22 protein-coding genes are annotated in these 18144 nt (G+C 39.6%); 11 read left to right on the top strand and 11 right to left on the bottom strand.

Going from position 1 to position 18144, the window contains the following annotated elements; all coding sequences use genetic code 11:
- Positions 1-6: 6 nt before the first annotated feature.
- Entirely contained in the window at positions 7-162 is a 156-nt protein-coding gene (locus tag CEQ83_RS27170; RefSeq protein WP_014459014.1) for a hypothetical protein, read from the bottom strand.
- A gap of 81 nt (positions 163-243) precedes the next feature.
- The gene (locus CEQ83_RS17075; protein WP_115654518.1) at positions 244-582 is read right to left on the bottom strand and encodes a YflT domain-containing protein; all 339 of its coding nucleotides are present in this window, start codon (positions 580-582) and stop codon (positions 244-246) included.
- A gap of 222 nt (positions 583-804) precedes the next feature.
- Here CEQ83_RS17075 and CEQ83_RS17070 point away from each other — a divergent pair, with 222 nt between their 5' ends.
- Both CEQ83_RS17070 and CEQ83_RS17065 read left to right on the top strand, forming a co-directional pair.
- On the top strand, positions 805-1674 hold the full coding sequence (locus CEQ83_RS17070; protein ID WP_013058194.1) for an SDR family oxidoreductase: 870 nt from the start codon (positions 805-807) through the stop codon (positions 1672-1674).
- 31 nt (positions 1675-1705) lie between these two features.
- Positions 1706-1930 (top strand): hypothetical protein, encoded by a 225-nt coding sequence (locus tag CEQ83_RS17065; protein ID WP_014459016.1) that lies wholly within the window; start codon positions 1706-1708, stop codon positions 1928-1930.
- 51 nt (positions 1931-1981) lie between these two features.
- On the opposite strand, the gene CEQ83_RS17060 is transcribed toward CEQ83_RS17065, so the two are convergent.
- Positions 1982-2839 carry an STAS domain-containing protein gene (locus CEQ83_RS17060; RefSeq protein WP_042991999.1) on the bottom strand — a complete coding sequence of 286 codons (858 nt, stop codon included), beginning with the start codon at positions 2837-2839 and terminating at the stop codon, positions 1982-1984.
- A gap of 169 nt (positions 2840-3008) precedes the next feature.
- Between CEQ83_RS17060 and CEQ83_RS17055 the strand changes: the two genes are divergently transcribed.
- Positions 3009-3950, top strand: coding sequence for a magnesium transporter CorA family protein (locus CEQ83_RS17055; protein WP_140451236.1), 942 nt, complete (start codon positions 3009-3011; stop codon positions 3948-3950).
- A gap of 79 nt (positions 3951-4029) precedes the next feature.
- On the opposite strand, the gene CEQ83_RS27165 is transcribed toward CEQ83_RS17055, so the two are convergent.
- The 4 genes from CEQ83_RS27165 to CEQ83_RS17040 all read right to left on the bottom strand — a co-directional run bounded on the left by CEQ83_RS27165 (position 4030) and on the right by CEQ83_RS17040 (position 6268).
- The gene (locus CEQ83_RS27165) at positions 4030-4167 is read right to left on the bottom strand and encodes a hypothetical protein (protein ID WP_165573563.1); all 138 of its coding nucleotides are present in this window, start codon (positions 4165-4167) and stop codon (positions 4030-4032) included.
- A 132-nt stretch (positions 4168-4299) separates the two neighbouring features.
- On the bottom strand, positions 4300-4596 hold the full coding sequence (locus CEQ83_RS17050) for a hypothetical protein (protein ID WP_025750843.1): 297 nt from the start codon (positions 4594-4596) through the stop codon (positions 4300-4302).
- 24 nt (positions 4597-4620) lie between these two features.
- A complete protein-coding gene (locus CEQ83_RS17045) occupies positions 4621-4923 on the bottom strand; it encodes a hypothetical protein (protein WP_115654515.1) in 303 nt (100 codons plus the stop codon).
- 133 nt (positions 4924-5056) lie between these two features.
- Positions 5057-6268 (bottom strand): AGE family epimerase/isomerase, encoded by a 1212-nt coding sequence (locus tag CEQ83_RS17040; RefSeq protein ID WP_155017424.1) that lies wholly within the window; start codon positions 6266-6268, stop codon positions 5057-5059.
- A 347-nt stretch (positions 6269-6615) separates the two neighbouring features.
- Here CEQ83_RS17040 and CEQ83_RS27750 point away from each other — a divergent pair, with 347 nt between their 5' ends.
- From CEQ83_RS27750 to CEQ83_RS17020, 4 genes are all read left to right on the top strand, one after another.
- Entirely contained in the window at positions 6616-7950 is a 1335-nt protein-coding gene (locus CEQ83_RS27750) for an SH3 domain-containing protein (protein WP_155017423.1), read from the top strand.
- 337 nt (positions 7951-8287) lie between these two features.
- Entirely contained in the window at positions 8288-9931 is a 1644-nt protein-coding gene (locus CEQ83_RS17030) for a sensor domain-containing diguanylate cyclase (RefSeq protein ID WP_167387327.1), read from the top strand.
- Positions 9932-9947: 16 nt separating this feature from the next.
- Positions 9948-11459, top strand: a complete 1512-nt coding sequence (locus CEQ83_RS17025; RefSeq protein WP_098999169.1) for a methyl-accepting chemotaxis protein — start codon at positions 9948-9950, stop codon at positions 11457-11459.
- A 133-nt stretch (positions 11460-11592) separates the two neighbouring features.
- On the top strand, positions 11593-12090 hold the full coding sequence (locus tag CEQ83_RS17020; RefSeq protein ID WP_028414688.1) for an ankyrin repeat domain-containing protein: 498 nt from the start codon (positions 11593-11595) through the stop codon (positions 12088-12090).
- A gap of 113 nt (positions 12091-12203) precedes the next feature.
- Here CEQ83_RS17020 and CEQ83_RS17015 read toward each other — a convergent pair whose 3' ends face one another.
- Both CEQ83_RS17015 and CEQ83_RS17010 read right to left on the bottom strand, forming a co-directional pair.
- A complete protein-coding gene (locus tag CEQ83_RS17015) occupies positions 12204-12710 on the bottom strand; it encodes a hypothetical protein (protein WP_028414687.1) in 507 nt (168 codons plus the stop codon).
- A gap of 446 nt (positions 12711-13156) precedes the next feature.
- Positions 13157-13369 carry a cold-shock protein gene (locus CEQ83_RS17010; RefSeq protein WP_155017422.1) on the bottom strand — a complete coding sequence of 71 codons (213 nt, stop codon included), beginning with the start codon at positions 13367-13369 and terminating at the stop codon, positions 13157-13159.
- Positions 13370-13600: 231 nt separating this feature from the next.
- On the opposite strand from CEQ83_RS17010, the gene CEQ83_RS17005 reads away from it, so the two are divergent.
- From CEQ83_RS17005 to CEQ83_RS16995, 4 genes are all read left to right on the top strand, one after another.
- Positions 13601-14470, top strand: coding sequence for an STAS domain-containing protein (locus tag CEQ83_RS17005; protein WP_155017421.1), 870 nt, complete (start codon positions 13601-13603; stop codon positions 14468-14470).
- A gap of 135 nt (positions 14471-14605) precedes the next feature.
- Positions 14606-14740 carry a hypothetical protein gene (locus CEQ83_RS27655; protein ID WP_258232163.1) on the top strand — a complete coding sequence of 45 codons (135 nt, stop codon included), beginning with the start codon at positions 14606-14608 and terminating at the stop codon, positions 14738-14740.
- A gap of 338 nt (positions 14741-15078) precedes the next feature.
- Positions 15079-16236, top strand: coding sequence for a ParM/StbA family protein (locus CEQ83_RS17000; protein WP_155017420.1), 1158 nt, complete (start codon positions 15079-15081; stop codon positions 16234-16236).
- A 15-nt stretch (positions 16237-16251) separates the two neighbouring features.
- Positions 16252-16956 (top strand): hypothetical protein, encoded by a 705-nt coding sequence (locus CEQ83_RS16995; protein WP_155017419.1) that lies wholly within the window; start codon positions 16252-16254, stop codon positions 16954-16956.
- Between the two features lie 172 nt (positions 16957-17128).
- On the opposite strand, the gene CEQ83_RS16990 is transcribed toward CEQ83_RS16995, so the two are convergent.
- Entirely contained in the window at positions 17129-17440 is a 312-nt protein-coding gene (locus tag CEQ83_RS16990) for a hypothetical protein (protein WP_028414682.1), read from the bottom strand.
- A gap of 152 nt (positions 17441-17592) precedes the next feature.
- Positions 17593-18120, bottom strand: coding sequence for a cupin domain-containing protein (locus tag CEQ83_RS16985; RefSeq protein WP_049165744.1), 528 nt, complete (start codon positions 18118-18120; stop codon positions 17593-17595).
- Positions 18121-18144: the final 24 nt, after the last annotated feature.

The raw sequence follows: 18144 nt of genomic DNA, 5'->3' as shown, positions 1-18144 counted from the left end.
TTGGCTTCACGCTTTTTCATTATGATCACGTGACTGCTGTCGGTTTTTTCTTCTTCTAGAAAAGAAATAAACAAAAAAGCCGGCTAATACAAGAAGTGTAATAAGGAGAATACTAGTAGGAAAGTAAAGAGAGCCTATCTGAATGCCCAAATAGTTTAACATTGTCATAACTTCCTTTCTTGATAAAAAATGGTTTATTTTACTAAATACCTTTATAAGCTGATAAAAAACGTTTCCGCTGTTTTAGTAGGGAATGTGTTGACTCTGTACGCCAATAACCACGATATGTCCTTGTTTCATTTCTTCTATATACTGATTTGCTTCTTGGTTAGATAAGCCGAGTGAAGCCATCTTTGAAAAAAGCTCATCTTCTCTTGAAAGAAGCATATTGACCGCCGTTTCAAAAATTCCTTGCTCTGCCGTTCTGTATTTTTTGGTGCGTGTTGCCTCCGTTAAATTCTGAGCCCACTCTTTATCATAGGCTAGCAGATAAATATCTTTGTTTGTAAATCCATTCTTTGAAAAAGAACGGATGACGCAGACTGCCTCCTCTTGGTTTTCTGCTACTTGAATGTGTTTCATACACCAACCAAACCTCCTGATAAAAAGATAGTTCCGACATACATCTTCTACTCATTCTGTAGCCCTTGTTTCCAACTTTAAACTTGTTTTCTATAAATTTTCTAAGATAGTAAAAAAGAATAGAAACATCATAAATTTTTAAAAAAGATGTTTGAACTTCAAAACGGAAGGCTAAACGTAGACTATACTAAAAAGTTCCATCAAAAATAGGAGGAGATTAAAATGAATTTACAAGATCAACAAACACAAGGTCAGCCCCAGCAAACGCAAGACCGCCAGCCGGGTATTGAAAGCGAGATGAATCCTCTCCCTATTTATGAGGATGATAATTATATTGGTACAGGAAAATTAAAAGGAAAAGTAGCACTAGTTACCGGAGGAGACAGCGGAATTGGACGAGCAGTATCTATTGCTTATGCGAAAGAAGGAGCGGACGTAGCCATCGTTTACTTAAATGAACATAGCGACGCCGAGGAAACAAAAGCCCGCATTGAAGAAGAAGGTGTAAGATGCCTGCTGATTGCAGGAGACGTAGGAGACGAATCGTTCTGTAACGAAGCGGTAGAAAAAACGGTGAGTGAGCTTGGAAAGCTTGATATCCTTGTGAACAATGCCGGAGAGCAGCATCCAAAAGAAAGCATTAAGGAAATTACGAGTGAACAGCTTGAACGAACGTTCAAGACGAACTTTTATTCCTACTTTTATTTTACGAAAAAAGCGCTTGATTACTTAGGAAAAGGTAGTGCAATCATTAATACAACGTCGATTAATCCTTATCGCGGAAATCCTCAGCTCATTGATTATACGGCGACAAAAGGAGCGATCAACGGCTTTACGCGCAGCATGGCGCAAGCGCTTGTCAAAGACGGCATTCGCGTGAACGCCGTAGCGCCGGGACCAATCTGGACGCCGCTTATTCCGTCTACTTTCTCAGGCGATAAAGTAGGAGAATTCGGTACAGATACGCCGATGGGCAGACCCGGACATCCTGTGGAGCACGTAGGCTGCTACGTACTATTAGCATCCAATGATTCATCTTATATGACGGGTCAAACGCTTCATGTCAACGGCGGAGACTTTATGAACACATAATTGCTTCACCTATAATAAAGGAGGAGAAAAGATGGGAGAACGCGAGAAAAGATCTATTTCAAATACACCAAAAAAACGAGATGAAACGGAACAGCGTGTAACAGATCAAGACGAAACGTTATTTGAGCGTTTTAAAGAAGAAGAAACGGTGGACCCTATGCCAATGGAAGACATAAGGCTTGAACAAAAAGAAGAGAAAAATAAAAAGAAAACGAAGGATGAATCGGGTTCTGAACGTATTCATCATAGAAAATAAAAGATAAAAAACAGCCTGAGAAGGCTGTTTTTGTCTTTATAAATCTACTTATTAATGAGTACTAGAAGCAATTACAATTTTTGAATCATCTTCTAATGCTTGAGCAAGATTCGATTTAATCCGTATACGGTCAAATTTTAGTCCAAGCTGCATCGCAGTAGTGGCCAATTCAGGGCGGATACCTGATAAAATCGATTTGACGCCGATTAAATCAAGTGCATCTATCAGCTGGAATAGCTCGTGTGCGACCATTGTATCAATCATCACAACGCCTGATAAATCAATATACAAATGAGCAATTTGCTTTTCTGCACACTGTTTTAACGTGCTTTCTAGAATCATTTTAGCTCTTGTCGTGTCAATATCACCAACTAATGGTAAAAGAGCCACGTCTTTTTTAATCACAATAACAGGTGAACTTAGTTCATGAATCATTTCCTGCTGAGAACGAAGACGACTTGACGCATAATTTTGAGCTTCTGTAATGAATTTTAAGATAATAATATCAAATACTCTTACTACTTTTTCGTTCCACTTATCGATATGCTGTTGAGTCACGTCATGATGAAGTTCTGCAAACTGACGAATATAATCACAATATTGTTTACGGACGTTCATAAACTCTTTAATAATACACTGAATGGGAGTTTGGAGATGGTGTTGATCTTTAGAAACTTTATTTAGCCACGTGTTAAAAGAGTCAAAAAAGCTCTTTTCTTCTTCTATAAAGATGTTGCTGATATATAAATGAAATTCATAGTTTTGCGCTTTTAACCGTTGAATGACATCAGGGTCATTAGAGATATAAACGCCTTCAGAAGATTTTCTGTCCAAAGATTCATACCATTCTTCGGTCATATTTGGTGCATTCTCTAGCAGATAAGAACGTAAAGCGATATCTTTCTTCACTATTATTCTCCTCTCAAACTGATGAAGCATCGCGCATACGCGCAGTGTATCTATTATTATAGCACTTTTGAAATAAAGATGTATATGAAATGTATGTTTATTTAATATGTGAGGTTTTAATTGATTGTATATAGGGAAAAATCCTAATAAAAGGGGAAAGAGGGAAAGTATGAATACCGTGACGAACGACGAATGGAAATGGTATCAGTTTGATGTAGAAGAAGCAGATGGAATAGCTGATGTCCTTAAAGACTATCAGTACCCACGAGATGAATGGTTTTGCCATCAGCTGCAAAAGAAAAACTCTAATCACATTCAAGTAGATGTAGTAGGAGAAAGTGAGCTGATTTATGGTTCACTCATTTATCATAAGAAGTCATTTGATCAAAGGGATTACGATTCGTTTCACTTTTATATTACCGAGGAGTTTATTATAACCGCGGGACTTGATTTGAAAATCCTCGAACAAACCAACCATGAACGAATGATTGAACGCATGAAGCAGTCTGCTAATACGGCGGAAAGTTTTTTTATTCTTTTAGGTGAAATTATGAAAAAGCATTTAAACGGGTTTGATCAGTTTGAAAGTCATTTCAGAGAGCTTCTGTGGGAAGTGCGCCATAATAATAACATCGACGTGTTAGATGAAATTCATAAAGCGCGCTATGACCTGCTTATATGGACAAATTTAATCAGTTCTGTTCGAGAAGTCACAATGGGAATCGAAGAAGCGTTTCATAAAAAAATTAACCAAACGATTCAATATCAGCGAATGTGTAAAAAAATCGAAATTGGCCTCACGCTGATTGAACAATATCAAAAAGAATTTGACGCGTTAATTAAATTAGAAGAAGTTGTGTCTACTCACAGAGGAAATGAGATTATGAAAGCTTTAACGCTTTTAACAGCAATTAGTACACCTTTAACCGCTTTTGGGGCCCTTTGGGGAATGAACTTCAAAGGGATGCCGGAGCTTGATTGGAAGTTTGGCTATATCTACGCGCTCATTTTAATTGTTCTTTCAACGGTTGCTCTTTATCTCTATTTAAAAATGAAAGGCTGGACGGGAGATCTGTTAAAAGGAAGAAAAAAGAATTCATTTTTTAAATAAGCTTTAATAAAAGAGGGTGAGACATAACTAAATGAATCCAACCTAAAGGCGAACAAATGAGATACATGAGCTGGCCTGCTTATGACACCGCAATTGATTTCCGTGCAAGGCTTCGCTTTCCGCGGGCGGCCGCTGAGCCTCCTCGTCGCTTGCGCTCCTGCGGGGTCTCATCTGTTCCGCTTTTCTCGCAGGAGTCTTCGCCTTGCCCTCCAATCAACTGCTAGAAGGAACAAAATAGATCAAACTATATTCACCATCACAAAAAACGAACCACTCATCAAACATGTTGATTAATGGTTCGTTTTTCACTTGGGCTAAAATATTTTTGTCCCAGCCTCTTTGATGTTTGTTATCCGCGCCTCCACGTCGTAGGCTCACCTGAACGAAGGCACCTTGGAAATAAATCGTTTTCTTTTAACTTTACTTGATTGCCGTTTTCGTCGGTATAGCGACCGGTTTGCGGAACCAATTCTCCGGTTGAAAAGGCATCATCTACGGGCTTCCACGTCGTTGATTCACGTGTGTGCGGGCAAGGTGTAAAAAGATCATCTTTTTGAAAAAGTTTAATTTCACCTTCCGCGCAAATGTAAGCACCGGATTCTGGTACAGCTTCACTCGTTCGATAAATGTTCTGTACAGTTTTCACACGTATCCAACCTTTCGTTTTCTATTAGTTGTATTTTAGTGTCCCTGTCGTGGCATCCATGTACGTGCGGTCTTCTATGATATCCGAGTCGTCTAGCTTTCTAAAAGGTGCGCAGTAGCAGACAACACCCGTCTCGATTTCAATTTCTTGAAATCCGTACGCACGGCAAAGGTACTCACCAACATCCGCCGGAGCTGGATGCGTATCCAGCTCATCTAACGCTTCATTAAACATCTCTAAAAATTCTTTTTTCGAAAACTTCTTTTCATGATGCAGTGTCACTGGGTCTCCAGAATCTGTTCCTTGTGCTAACGCGTAAAAATACATCGTCCTCACTCCTTGCATATATATAGTCGAGCTTTTTCTGAATTGTAGAAACATTGATTGTTAATAGGTAAATTCCCTTAAATAAAAAAAATAAACGCATCTGGAAGAAAACGGTTTCTTTGTTATTATGATCTTAACGAGAATTCAGCGCAATCAGCGTTTGATAGCAGGCTGCAACAGGGTGATAATCGGCTTTAGGCGCGGGGCTTTTTTTCGAGCTGTAGCGTTCATTTTGCTGATTTAACAGCTGATACCAGCCTCCATATGTGTGATCGATAAAGTGTTTCTGACAGTAGGAGAACAGGGCGTCGTATGCTTTCCAATATCCGCTGTCTCCGGTTTTTACCCCGAGCAGTGAAGCCGCAGAAATGGCTTCGGCCATCACCCAGTAGTTTTTATCGGGGTCAATGACCTCTTCTTGAGGAGACAGCGCAAAGTAAAGACCTCCGTACTTAGCATCCCAGCCTCTGTTCCAGCCCTTATCAAACAAATATTTTGCACGTTCTGTCATCCAGTTTTCCGAACGGTGCCGATCAAGCCATAAAAGCAGCTTGCTCCATTCAAACTGATGTCCTGGTATAAAGCCGTACGGACGAAATTCATCTTTTGTGTTGTTTTTATTGTAGTCCCAATCCGGCTGCCAGTCTGTATCATAATGCTCCCAAATCATACCGCCAGATCGTTCAGCAAGCTGCTGAGTAACGCCTATTGCAAGCGTGTATGCCCGGTCTACGTATTTTTTATCTCTTGTTGCTTCAAAGGCAGAAAGCATCGCTTCACACATATGCATGTTTGCATTTTGGCCCCGATAGAAAGAAGAAGCTGACCACGATGCGTCCCATTCGTCTCGGTAAAAGCCGTGCGCATCTTCCCAAAAGTACTTTTCCATCACGTCATATACCTGTTCAATTGTTTCTTTTGCTTCTTGAATACCGGCTTGATACGCGATGGAAGAAGCTAAAAGAGCAAAAGCGTGGCCATATGCTTGTTTAGAATCATCTTTTACTTCTCCGTCATCGGTTATTTCAAAAAAATACCCGCCGTTCTCTCTATCATAATGGTTGTTTTGTAGAAAACGAATGCCGTGCTGAGCTGCTTCTTTGCACCAATCCGGTCCGTCTAAAAGAGCCCCTACACTGAAGATATAAATAAAGCGCGCCGTACTTACTAAGTGCTTTGAATGCGTGTTGTTGACGGTGCCGTCGTCGTAGTATTCATGGATATACCCGCCGTTTTTTTGGTCAATACAAGCTGGGTAGTAGAAATGAAGCGTATCAAAAATATGCTGTTTTAATGTGTGAGGTTTTCGAAACGCAGTTGAGGAAAAATCCGTTGCCGTGTTCATTTTATCACCATCTCAATCTTTGTTTTTAATTGTTTTTTACCCTAAGCCATTAGGAGTAAACGTAAGGGTTTTTTTGCTTTTTTTGCTCTATTATTCTATTTTTGTTGAAAATGTATCAGTTTGGAAACAAGTTTGAAATATTTTGATATACTTTTGACACGATTATCCGGTATTCTAAAAGTACGTGCTAGCTGGAACGAACAAATGTACAGAGCCTCTAGACGTCAAATGATTTTATTTAGTGTGGCTAGTTTAAGATTGAGCTTAAACATCGGATCCTGTTTTCACTTAATCTATTAAACTGGCAACATGTATTTCTATTATATTTTGCAAATGAGGTATAAAAAATGACAGAAGTGAACAAACAAAGATTTTACAAAAAATTAGCGGTAACAGGTCTTGCTTTTACACTTGTAGGGGCAGGAACTCTAGGTCTTCATTCTTTACATTTTACGGGTGAGCCAACTGTCGCAAGCGCAGCGGCGGAAACATATACAACCACGGCGAATTTAAACATTCGAAGCGGCCCATCGACGTCCAACGCAATTATTGCAACGGTTAAACAAGGCACGCAGCTAACGGTAATTGGACAAGCAGCAAGCGGCTGGCTGAAAGTAAGCTATCAAGGCAAAACGGGCTACGTAAGCAGTGAGTATGTTAAAAAGTCAGCGAGTTCAACGACCAAAACCTATGTAACAACGGCAAATTTAAATATTCGAAGCGCTTCATCGACGTCAAGCGCGATTGTTGTAACGGTCAAACAAGGCACGCAGCTAACGGCAACGGAACAACCATCAAACGGCTGGCTAAAAGTGAGTTACCAAGGCAAAACGGGCTATGTGAGCACGCAGTACGTAAAGGAATCAACGGGTTCTTCTGAACCGGCTCCAGCTCCAGCTCCGGCGGCTTCTGTCTATGTGGCAACGGCGAATTTAAATGTTCGAACAACTGCTTCAACTTCTGGTGCGGTTATGGCAACACTGAAAGCCGGCACACAGCTCGACGTAACGGCTAAAGCAGCAAACGGCTGGCTGAAAATTACGTATCAAGGTAAGGTTGGTTATGTAAGCGGTCAATACGTACGAGCATTAGCTGGCATGAAAGTGGTTTCAAACCCTGAAAGTATACAAGTTGTTGTGAATAAACAAAACAAGCTTCCGGAAAACTACGTTCCGAAAGATTTAGTATATACAACGATTCCATTTACATTCAAAGAACAAACGGAAAAGAAAAAAATGCGCAGTGAAGCAGCCGCTGCTATTGCACAGTTATTTGCGGGTGCGAAAAAACAAGGCGTTACGCTTCTTGGCGTATCAGCTTACCGTTCACATGCAACGCAAAGCGCGCTTTTTAGTTCGTATGTTCAACGAGACGGTTATGATAAAGCGGCAACTTATAGCGCATTGCCAGGCACGAGTGAACATGAAACGGGTCTTGGAATTGATGTAACAAAAGGAGACGGTACATGTGCTGCTCAAGACTGCTTTGGCGGAACAAAAGAAGCAGCTTGGCTCGATGCCCACGCAGCCGAATATGGATTTATTATTCGTTATCCAAAAGGGAAAGACGCGGTAACTGGCTATAAATATGAGCCGTGGCATTTGCGCTATGTAGGCAAACCAGTGGCGCAGGCGATTAAAAGTAAAGGCATTACGCTTGAAGAATATTACGGAATTAAGTAGTTTAAAAAAGAGGCTGGAATAAAAATAGTTTAGTTGACGGAAGATCCGAACGCGTTTGATTTAGAATCAAATGCGTTCGGATCTTTTTATTGTTGTGGTAAAGATAGCTTTCATGTATGTAGGTGCTTCTAGTGGTTTGTTATGCCTCAATCTCTTTTATTTTTGTTCATCATGTTTACCTTTCTTGTGAAGGAGGGTAGGTAATGATACAAAAGAACTACTGTTTGTACATTTAAAGTTGAGTTTGTGTGTGAAAAGATCTAGTGTATATTTCATACAGAAGTGTAAAGTACAGGGGGCGTTCATCTGTGAAAAAACGAAGGAGATGCATCCTATCATGTTGAAAGATCATATGTTTGAATTTTATTTTGATCAAATGAATGAGCTGGTTTTTTTGGCGGAAGTAAAGAACCAGCATCTTTATTATAAAAAAATGAATAAAGCGGCTGCTAAGCTTGTACGGTACCAAGGAGAAGCGGGCATGCGGCTAGAAAGCGTACTCCCTGAGCGGGCGTATCACTCCCTTTACCCTTACTATATAAAAGCGATGGAAACAAAAAAGCCAGTTACCTACCATGACATAAATACCTTCTCAGATGCAGCTGAAGCGTTTGAAACAACGCTTACCCCCATTTTTGATGATACCGACAATAGTACGCACTTATTAGTGATGAGTAAAAATATCCAAAAGTTAAAAAAAGATTTAGCCCAAAGTATGGAGCGGTATAAGTCGCTTTTTATGAACCATGAAAACGCCATATGTATGATGGATTTAAGCGGTAAAATTGTTCAAGCAAATCCTGCCTGTGAGCAAATGTTCGGCTACGATACGCAAGAGATCATCAATAGTTCTTACATGCAGCTTCTAAAAGAGCTGAAGATTGATGTCCGTGCTTTGCCTTTGCATCACATCATATACGACCAAAGCTACAGCAAAGAAATCCAAGCGTGGCACAAAGAAAAAGGAATGATTTATTTATATGTTACAAACGTGCCCATCATCGTGGAAAATGAATGGATGGGTATTTACTTGATTGCTCAGGACGTTACGAAAGAAAAGGTAGCTGAAATAAAGCTGGAAAACACGGTGAAAGATTTAGCAAACATGAAGTATGCCCTTGATGAGTCCGCAATCGTAAGCGTCCTGGATCCATATGGAACGATTAGGTATGTCAATGATATGTTCTGTACAATATTTGGCTATGAAAAAGAAGAGCTAATCGGACAATCATACAAGTTATTTGATGTAAGCTATGACCTTCGGGTTCTTGAAAGTATTGGCCAAGGAAAGGTTTGGAGAGGGCAAGTCAAAAGCATAACAAAAGAAGGCGTCATCGTGTGGAGCCATAAGACCATCGTTCCGCTGACCGATATTCATCACCGAATCTCAAGCTACGTGCTGATTCAAACTGATATTACTGCGCAAAAAAACCTAGAAAATCAGCTGAAGTTTAAGGCGTTTCATGACAGTTTGACGGGGGTGCCGAATCGAATGATGCTGCAAAAACAAGTGCAGGCTGCGATTGAGCAAAAGGAAAGATTTGGCCTGCTGTTTTTAGACTGTGATAATTTTAAAGAAGTGAACGATCAATTTGGTCATGATATCGGCGATGCATTTTTAATCCAGTACGCACATCGCTTAACGTCTTGCATTCGCACATGTGACGAAGCTTATCGCCTCGGAGGGGATGAATTTGTTATCTTGCTTCGGTACATTGAAAGGCGCGAGGAAATCCAGCAGATCATGGAACGAATTCACCGAGAGCTTCAAAAAGAATGGAGTATTGAATCCTGCATTTTTACAGCTACATCGACCATTGGAGCCGCTTATTATCCAGAAAACGGAGAGTCGTTTCAAGAACTGCTAAAACAGGCGGATCAAGCGCTGTACGAAGGAAAACGACAGGGGAAAAATAACGTGAATTTCTATAAAAAAAACCAATCTGTAGCCGATTCTATAGATAAAGAAAGTATTGTTTAATATAGAAAGGATAAATATGAATAAACATAAATTAATGGTTGTTTTATCAAGCGGAGCAGTGATACTTTCTCTGCTCATACATATCATTCATCGTATTTGGCCGATGGAGATGTCCGGCATGTCGATGGAACATAATTCAGCGCCAGGCGAAGTGTCATTGATCTTTTTGATGCTTCCTATTGTTTTTCTTGGTGTGCTGCTTGTACTGTATGTTAAAAAGCATGAGCTAGTACCTGCGTTTGTGACGCTAACGCTCACGTTTTCAAGCATCAGCACGGTTATAGGCGGAGGAGGAATGGTTGAGTATCACTTTTCAATTTTTATGGTGATAGCCATTCTTTCCTACTATGAAAATGTAAAGCTATTATTGTTAATGACGGGTATTTTTGTCGTCGAGCATCTAGTGGGATTTTTCGTGCCATTTTTTACACCGATTATTTTCGGAACGTCTTCTTATTCCTTTTCGATGCTTTGCCTTCACGCCGCTTATCTGATTTTTACATCAGGGGCAACCGCTTGGCAAATTACTTCAAAGAAAAAATACACAGAACAGCTTCAGCAGCAAAATAAACAAAAGCAGCACATCATTTATGACATGATGAAAAAGCTGCATGAAACGAATGGTCAGGTAAGACAAACGGTTGCTGACTTAAAGGAAAGCTTAGAAGAATCGCAAGCAGCGAGTCATCATACGACGGCTTCAATGCAAGAACTAGCCGCAGGAGCGGACCAGCAGGTAATAATGGCTCAAAAAAGCAGTGAGTTTCTAGAAGAGATGACGCAAGGCGTAACCAAAATAGCCGAGGCTTCAGCGGCAGTCAGCGAAGCTTCTGATCAAACAGCAAATGAAGCCGTGCAGGGAAAAGAAAAAATTCAAGAAGCCATTCAACAAATTCATACAATCGATTCTTCTGTTCAGCATGCAGCTAGCGTTATTCATCAGTTAAAAGAACGTTCTGCAGAAATCAACGATATTATGAGTGTGATTTCAGGCATTGCTGCACAAACAAATCTACTGGCGCTAAATGCTGCAATTGAAGCAGCGCGCGCAGGCGAACATGGTAAAGGGTTTGCGGTCGTAGCAGCGGAAGTTCGCAAACTTGCAGAACAATCCAATCAGTCAGCCGAACAAGTAGCAAGACTCATTCAGCATATTCAGCAAGAAACGTTTCAAGCCGTAGCATTCATTCAATCAGGAACTGCTGATGTAAAAAACGGTATTTTACTAGCCAACGAAGCGGAAAATGTTTTTAATCGAATCGCCGACGCATCTACGTACGTTCACGAACAAATTCAGCAAACGGCTGCTTCCGCACAGCAAATAGCAGCCGGATCTACGCAGGTGCTCCATGCCGTCAGCGAGATGACCGCTTTTGCGAACCAATCAGCGGCAAGTAGCAGCAGCATTTCTTCTGCTTCCGTGCGTCAGCTGGAATCGCTGCAGACTATCGACCAAACGGCGGAATTTTTAAGTCGGTTAGTTGAAGAGCTTGGCAGCGTAACGGAAAAGTTAGCGAAGCAAGCGTGAGTGAGGTAGAGCAGATGACGTAGACGTACATAATTTTTAGCCTCTTCATTAGAAATACGATTCGCTTATTTTCCAGTTATATGTGATAAAATGGAAGGATAAGTAATTCATCTTTTATATGGGGGAATGGCATATGGATAGAATGGAAGAACTTACACAGGCCGCAATGAGTGGAAATAATGAAGAAATAAAAGTTTTGATTGGTGAAAACCCTGCACTTATTAATGAATTTAATTTAGACGGATGGACACCGCTTCACTTAGCCTCGTATTTTGGGAAAGAAGAAACTGTAAAACTATTGCTATCATTAGGAGCGAACATGAAAGCTCGGGCGAAAAATAGCAATGAAAATATGCCGCTTCACGCAGCTGTTGCCAATAAACAGACAAAAGTGGTAGAGATTTTATTACAGGGCGGTGCAGACAGCAACGCCAAGCAAAGCGGCGGATGGACAAGCCTTCACGAAGCTGCCCTACTCGGCGCAGAAGACATCGTCAAACTTTTAGTTGAAAACGGAGCTCAGATTCAGGTGAAAAAAGATGATGATCAAACGCCGCTTGATGTAGCGATAGAGAATGGACAAGAAAATGTAATAAATCTATTAAAAAATTATGTAAATACCAACGCTTAAAAAATTTTCTGCCTTTAGATCACTGAATTTAGTACAAATCCCCTTTTTTGAGATATGAAGCTATCTGCAAAAGGGGATTCATACTTTTCTCTAAAAGCTAATGTTCCATTTGTTTAGTTGTTTGTTGGAGAAGGAAATCTTGCTGCTTCAAAATGTGAGCCATCTTCGGATGTGACGATTGTACCGGCTATGCTGCTTTGAACAAAAACTTCAACGCGGTCTCCAGCTTCTAAATTATAAATAGTAGAAACGGATACCGCATTAACAAACGGTGTGTTCCCGCCAAAGAAATCGTTATCGATAGCAATAGCGGTTGTCCCATTTACACGTATTTCAATGCGAGTTCTATAATCTAGCATCTGGTCGTTAGGAGAGAATCCAATTGTAGCAATGATGGAATATACGCCATCTTTTTTGGGGCGGAAGGTAGAAGTAATCGGGTTATATTCATTTGCTAAATCAAATTGTTCAGTTGGGAAAACGGCTTTTACAAACGTATTTGCAGGAACATTTTGAGGCATCGTTAAATTGAGCGCTCTAAATGCTGACTCCCGTGTACTTCCTTTTTTGTCTTTATCTTCTTTACATTTAGAAGCCCAATCATGTGACTCCTCATACAAATCCTCTGCGCGTCCATAAGTCCAAACTTGTGATTCTTCAGAGCTATCTTCTTCGTGACCATAAGCCCAGCCGCGTGCCTCCTCAGGAGCATCTTCTTGATGCTGCTCTTTCTTATTGTTAAGGGAAGCTTTCTTCCTGTGAGGATAAGATTTTTCTACATAATATTTATCATCTTTATCATTGTAATGGAAATAATACTTTTTTATAATAATCACCCTTTCTTTGCAGTACTCTATACTGTATTCACTCATAGAGGAAATGTTTGGATACTTGTCCGACAACTTTAGAACTGTGTTTTTTAATAGCCACTAGTAACTAATTTTGAATGTAGAAGTATTTGCATCATAAAAGACACCTCGTTCGAACGAAAGTCGAAGAGGTGTTTTTATTCGAAGAGTATTCGATTCGAGAGTCTACTCATAACCTGTATGTAAATGTCACTCTATTAGTCAACAGGGTGTACTTTTATAGCGCTGGGTCCTTTAGCTCCTTCTTGGATTTCAAACTCTACTTTTTGTCCTTCTGACAGGTTTTTATATTCCTCACGGTCGATCGCATTAGAGTGAACGAACACTTCTTTTGATCCGTCCTCGGGTGTGATAAATCCAGATCCTTTTAGTTCATTGAACGATTTAACGGTTCCTTTATGTTTGCTCATTGATAAATCCCCCTCATAAGTATAGAAATAATTTCTTAATAGGTTTTTACCCAAACGCTGAAATCTCAATCATTTTTATGATCGTTATACCGATTAGAAGAGTCGGGAAAAGCAAATAGGGAGGGCTTAACAATTTTTTCATTTCAGTTATATTTTTATATTGTCTGTGATATAACTATTGTTATAAAATGTAATCGTTAATTCTGCTAACTAAAGGAGATAAAGAAAAAAATGAGGGATGAGTTGTTATATATAGGGAAGAAAATTATCGATAATAAACAGGAATTAGCGATACAATTTTCTGATCTGATGGACTCTGAATATAAGCGGAAGCTTGTTTACCATGAAGAAAGCGAAGTTTTAAAATGGAGAGCAGAACTCATTGAGTATTTAGGCGAGTCGTTATTCGAAGAGCACTCGGTCGTTTTAAAGAAAATCATTCAGTGGGGTACAGATATAGGAAAAGTGGCTGTGGAAAACGGACTTTCGTTGAGTCAAACGTTAAAATCACTCGCGCTGTTTCGAACAGTGATATGGGGCGTTTTTACAGAAGAGCTGCAGCAGAAGCAGTTTGCTCCTATTACGATGCTTGATGTAAGTAAAAAAATTGATCCGATGCTTGATGAGCTTAATCATATATTTGTCGAAATCTATGAAGAACATAATACCGAAACCATAAAACGAGCTTATGCAGCGCTAGAAGAATTATCAGTTCCCATCGTTCCTCTTTCTGAAGGAATCGCTGTGATGCCAATCGTTGGACAAATTGATACGCATCGTTCGCAGCTTATTATGGAAACGGCTTTAGAAAAAAGCGCTCAGCTGCAGCTGAGTTATTTAATATTTGATATTTCAGGTGTTTTGATCGTCGATACGATGGTAGCGGACAATATTTTTCAAATTGTAAAAGCCTTACAGCTTATCGGCACTAAAACGATGATTACTGGAATACGTCCGGAAATCGCGCAAACCGTTGTTGATTTAGGCGTCGATTTTGGAACAATCAAAACAAGAGCAACGCTAGAAAAAGGTCTTGAAGAAATAGGCTTCAGTAAACTGCCAGAAAATCCGCAAAGAAAAAAAGACAAATGGCGTTATTAATAAATAAAAAAGCCTAGAGGCTGGGACAAAAATATTTTAGTTGACGTTAAATCCGAACTATTAATCTAATTGATGGTTCGGGTTTTTTGTTGTTATGGTGAACGTAGGTTTCATGTATGTAGCTGCTTCTAGCTGGTGATTGGAGGACAAGACGAAGACTCCTGCGGGAAAAGCGGAACAGGTGAGAGCCCGCAGGAGCATAAGCGACGAGGAGGCTCACCGGCCGCCCGCGGAAAGCGAAGTCCTGCACGGAAATCACCAGCGGTGTAAAAAGCAGTCCAACTCATTTATCTCATTTGTTCGTCTTTCGATTGGGTTGATTTAATTATGTTTCCACCTCTTCGTTTTCTCGTGTCTCTAAAAAATAAAAGAAAGGCTTATATTACGAAAAATTTAAGAGGAAGTCACAGCGTCACATGTTATATTCCTTGTAAAAATGGGTACTGGTAAAAAGAAGCATTCCAAGTGCTTTTCAGTTACAGTAGCCGTCTAAAATTAATTAATTGTCAATTTCGAATAACATAAATTATTTAAATACTTAGACAAACAAATGAGGAAAATATATACTTATTAGTGTTGTCACGAAAAGATAAAGGGGAGAAACAAGGATGGATATCAAATGTCAAAACGTTGATTTTGGTAACTCAATTTTTCAAACGCTAGTGGATGGTTATTACTATGAAATTCCTACAAACGTAGTAGAAATCACAAAAGATCAGGCAGAGGGTCATTTTCCTTCAAGTGTAAATGAACCGGAATTACTGCTTCAAAATTTACTGATTTCTACCACAATTGAAGGAGTAGAAAAGTATTATTTAGTAGGAGACGCCGCAGAGAAACACGTGCTAGGCAATATCCATATTAATAAGTTACATAATAAAACTGAATCTGATATTCCTTATGTGATGTTTTTAGCTTCAGTTGCTTATTACAACATACTTAAAGGAAAAGACAAAGAGGATAATCATGTGACGATTAATTATTTCTCGACTATGCTTCCGATTTGGCTGCTTAAGAAAACAAATAAATTCAGTGAAATGCAGCAGAAGATGGCCGAACGTTTTCAAGGAGAGCATACGGTTACGGTATTGACTCCTGGGTTAGAAAAAACGGTCACTGTGAACATTGAAACGAGCAAATGCCGTATTGAAAGCGAAGTGGCTCGCTGGGCGATCAAAAAAGATTTTGAATTACAAGATAGAGAAGAAGCAAATGCATTCAAACATTTTGAAACATTGATTGTAGATTTGGGCGGAGGTACGGTTGACCTGGCACTGCTTCCTGCAGGACTTCAAGCTCCTAAAAGCAGAAATTCGTTGAAGTGTCTTACGGATATTTCATATTTGAAGCATATTGAAAAGCTAAGAAATGAAAAGCTGCTTGAGTATTTTGATGATGTTCGTTCATTAGAAGAATTTATTATTGCCAATATCCATAAAGCAAAAATGGAGCAAAGAGACGGCAACAGCGGGAAAAAAGTAGATCTCACGGAGCCTATTCACGCTTCGCTTAGAGAATACACGCAAATTTTATTAACGAAAGTTGAAAATCTATTTCCATCGCCAAAAGATAAAGTCTATAAATATATTTATATTGGAGGACTAGCTCCTATCCTTCAACAGTTTATTGCAGAGCAGATTGATAACATGTACGGGGAAGAAATCAGAGAAGAAAATCATCTTTTCTTGCCGGAGACACGCAAATTAAACTTATACGGTCTTGAAATTTTAAGTAGACATGAAACAAACGCAGCGGTTCATGCTTAAAAAGGGGGAGCATATATGAGCCATCAAAACACTCGCCTTAAAGAAGCACTAGACGATTGGTACGGTCAGCTAAGTTCCCAAGTGGCTGCACCGTTTTACTTACTATCAAATGCGTTTCTGACAGCTGGCAATCTATCAGCAGATATGATGGGAGCAAGGGAAAAGACCGCAAGTAATAGAGATGAACGTGCAAATTTAACAATCGAAACTGCTAACATTCCATCAGAAGTGTCTTCATTTCTGAAAGAAAAACAGCAGGCAAACGAGCTTCAGGACTATATAGTAGGACTCATACAGCAAGACTTGCAAAAAACGAGTAAAGAAGAGGATATAGAAACGCTCGTTCATTCACTTCGAAAAGAGCTGTTGGGCGAAATTGACTTACTAAAAAAAGAAATGAATTCACGTTTTGCTGCAAATCGTGAGGAATATGAGTCCTCGCAGGCAAATGAACTTCAGGATTATGTAGCGAAGCTTGTGGAACAAAACGGGCAGAAAGACAGCCGCGAAGAAGATTTTCAATCGTTAGTTCATTCATTGAGAAGCGAGCTGTTAGGAGAAATTCACTTGCTTAAAAAAGAGCTTGGCTCTGCGTCAGTTCCTTCTTATAAGCAGCTGAAGCCCGTTACAGATGAGGAAGAAACGTTTAAAGAAGGTCAATTAATTAAAAGTGAAAAAGTGACCGGAACCATTCAAGAAGATATCGATGTAGATTTTTAAACAGAAAGTAGAGGCGTGATATGCCTCTACTTTTATTATTTTTCTATTAAAAATGGAGCTGGGGCAAAAGTATTTTTGCTAAAGGAAGATCCGAACGAGTTTGATTCTTGATTGTGAATCCAACTTGTACGGAAATTAACAGCGGTCCGATGTAAAAGCTTTAGCGTATACATCATAAATCTTTTTGGTTTCTTTTTAGCTTTTTTTGAAAATATAAGCAAATATCAAATGTAACGATGGTACAAATACTGCATTTTATCATAAACCAAAATAGAGCTTCGTTTATGCCAAATCCGCCAATCGAAGCTTTTAGTTCATTTAGCTGCCTGAGAATTAAATTTATGTCGTTTTCATAGGCCACAGTAAAAGATTTAATCACAAGCATGGTCATAATGACTGCTTCTACCGATATATATAGAACTTTTCTTGCTAGTTTAAGGGAAGGATTTACGTTTGATTTAGGAATTTTATAAAATAATTTCATCGCCCGTTTGCCTTTCAGTTATTTTAAGCTGTTTAAAAAGGTTCGTTTATTTTATAATTCTTTCTTTGGCTATAAAATCCTTTATGTATAGCAAGTTAAAAAAAGCTCGCTAGAAAAGGTAGTACACCGATTTTCTAGCGAGCTTATGTTAGTTAATGTTCTTCAGCTAAGGCATTTGCTTTTGTCACATGAACTGTGCCAAACGGATGGTTTGGAGGAGCGTAGATGGAGTAAAGCTTTAGCGGAGTGGTACCCGTATTAGTGAGATCATGCCACGTTCCGGCAGGGATAAATATCGCATCATCATCGTAGACTTTTCGTTTAAAGGTTAGGTTGTTTTTACTTTTGCCCATTTGAACAACGCCTTGCCCTTGTTCAATGCGCAGGAATTGATCAACGTTAGGGTGGATTTCTAAGCCGATATCTTCACCGGGCTTGAGACTCATTAGCGTCACTTGTAAATGTGTTCCCGTCCATAAAGCAGTGCGGTACGTATTGTTTTGCTTTGACGCTTCATTAATGTTAATAACAAATGGCCTTGGTCCGTAGTCCTTTAATTTACCGTTTCTTTGTTGAAACTGTTCGCTGGTGTGATAGTGATTCGGCACATAATAACTATATGGCTGCCAGCCATAGTACACTGGGGTCTGCCACTGATGATAATAAGGTGCATAGTGCATACTCATTCTCCTTTTCTCGTTTCA

The sequence above is a fragment of the Priestia megaterium genome, assembly GCF_009497655.1.
In the GTDB taxonomy this organism is placed as follows: Bacteria; Bacillota; Bacilli; order Bacillales; family Bacillaceae_H; genus Priestia; species Priestia zanthoxyli.
The sequence above is the reverse complement of the archived record's forward strand: the minus strand, read 5'-3'. Positions and strand labels throughout refer to the sequence as shown.

Excerpts from the sequence above, each read along its gene's own strand:
- CEQ83_RS17065 (WP_014459016.1), top strand. The coding sequence starts at position 1,706 with ATGGGAGAACGCGAGAAAAGATCTATTTCAAATACACCAAAAAAACGA.
- CEQ83_RS17000 (WP_155017420.1), top strand. The coding sequence starts at position 15,079 with ATGGATATCAAATGTCAAAACGTTGATTTTGGTAACTCAATTTTTCAA.
- CEQ83_RS17005 (WP_155017421.1), top strand. The coding sequence starts at position 13,601 with ATGAGGGATGAGTTGTTATATATAGGGAAGAAAATTATCGATAATAAA.
- CEQ83_RS17045 (WP_115654515.1), bottom strand. The coding sequence starts at position 4,923 with ATGTATTTTTACGCGTTAGCACAAGGAACAGATTCTGGAGACCCAGTG.
- CEQ83_RS17025 (WP_098999169.1), top strand. The coding sequence starts at position 9,948 with ATGAATAAACATAAATTAATGGTTGTTTTATCAAGCGGAGCAGTGATA.
- CEQ83_RS17010 (WP_155017422.1), bottom strand. The coding sequence starts at position 13,369 with ATGAGCAAACATAAAGGAACCGTTAAATCGTTCAATGAACTAAAAGGA.
- CEQ83_RS27170 (WP_014459014.1), bottom strand. The coding sequence starts at position 162 with ATGTTAAACTATTTGGGCATTCAGATAGGCTCTCTTTACTTTCCTACT.
- CEQ83_RS27750 (WP_155017423.1), top strand. The coding sequence starts at position 6,616 with ATGACAGAAGTGAACAAACAAAGATTTTACAAAAAATTAGCGGTAACA.
- CEQ83_RS17055 (WP_140451236.1), top strand. The coding sequence starts at position 3,009 with ATGAATACCGTGACGAACGACGAATGGAAATGGTATCAGTTTGATGTA.
- CEQ83_RS16990 (WP_028414682.1), bottom strand. The coding sequence starts at position 17,440 with ATGAAATTATTTTATAAAATTCCTAAATCAAACGTAAATCCTTCCCTT.
- CEQ83_RS17030 (WP_167387327.1), top strand. The coding sequence starts at position 8,288 with ATGTTGAAAGATCATATGTTTGAATTTTATTTTGATCAAATGAATGAG.
- CEQ83_RS17070 (WP_013058194.1), top strand. The coding sequence starts at position 805 with ATGAATTTACAAGATCAACAAACACAAGGTCAGCCCCAGCAAACGCAA.
- CEQ83_RS17040 (WP_155017424.1), bottom strand. The coding sequence starts at position 6,268 with ATGAACACGGCAACGGATTTTTCCTCAACTGCGTTTCGAAAACCTCAC.
- CEQ83_RS17020 (WP_028414688.1), top strand. The coding sequence starts at position 11,593 with ATGGATAGAATGGAAGAACTTACACAGGCCGCAATGAGTGGAAATAAT.
- CEQ83_RS17075 (WP_115654518.1), bottom strand. The coding sequence starts at position 582 with ATGAAACACATTCAAGTAGCAGAAAACCAAGAGGAGGCAGTCTGCGTC.
- CEQ83_RS16985 (WP_049165744.1), bottom strand. The coding sequence starts at position 18,120 with ATGCACTATGCACCTTATTATCATCAGTGGCAGACCCCAGTGTACTAT.
- CEQ83_RS16995 (WP_155017419.1), top strand. The coding sequence starts at position 16,252 with ATGAGCCATCAAAACACTCGCCTTAAAGAAGCACTAGACGATTGGTAC.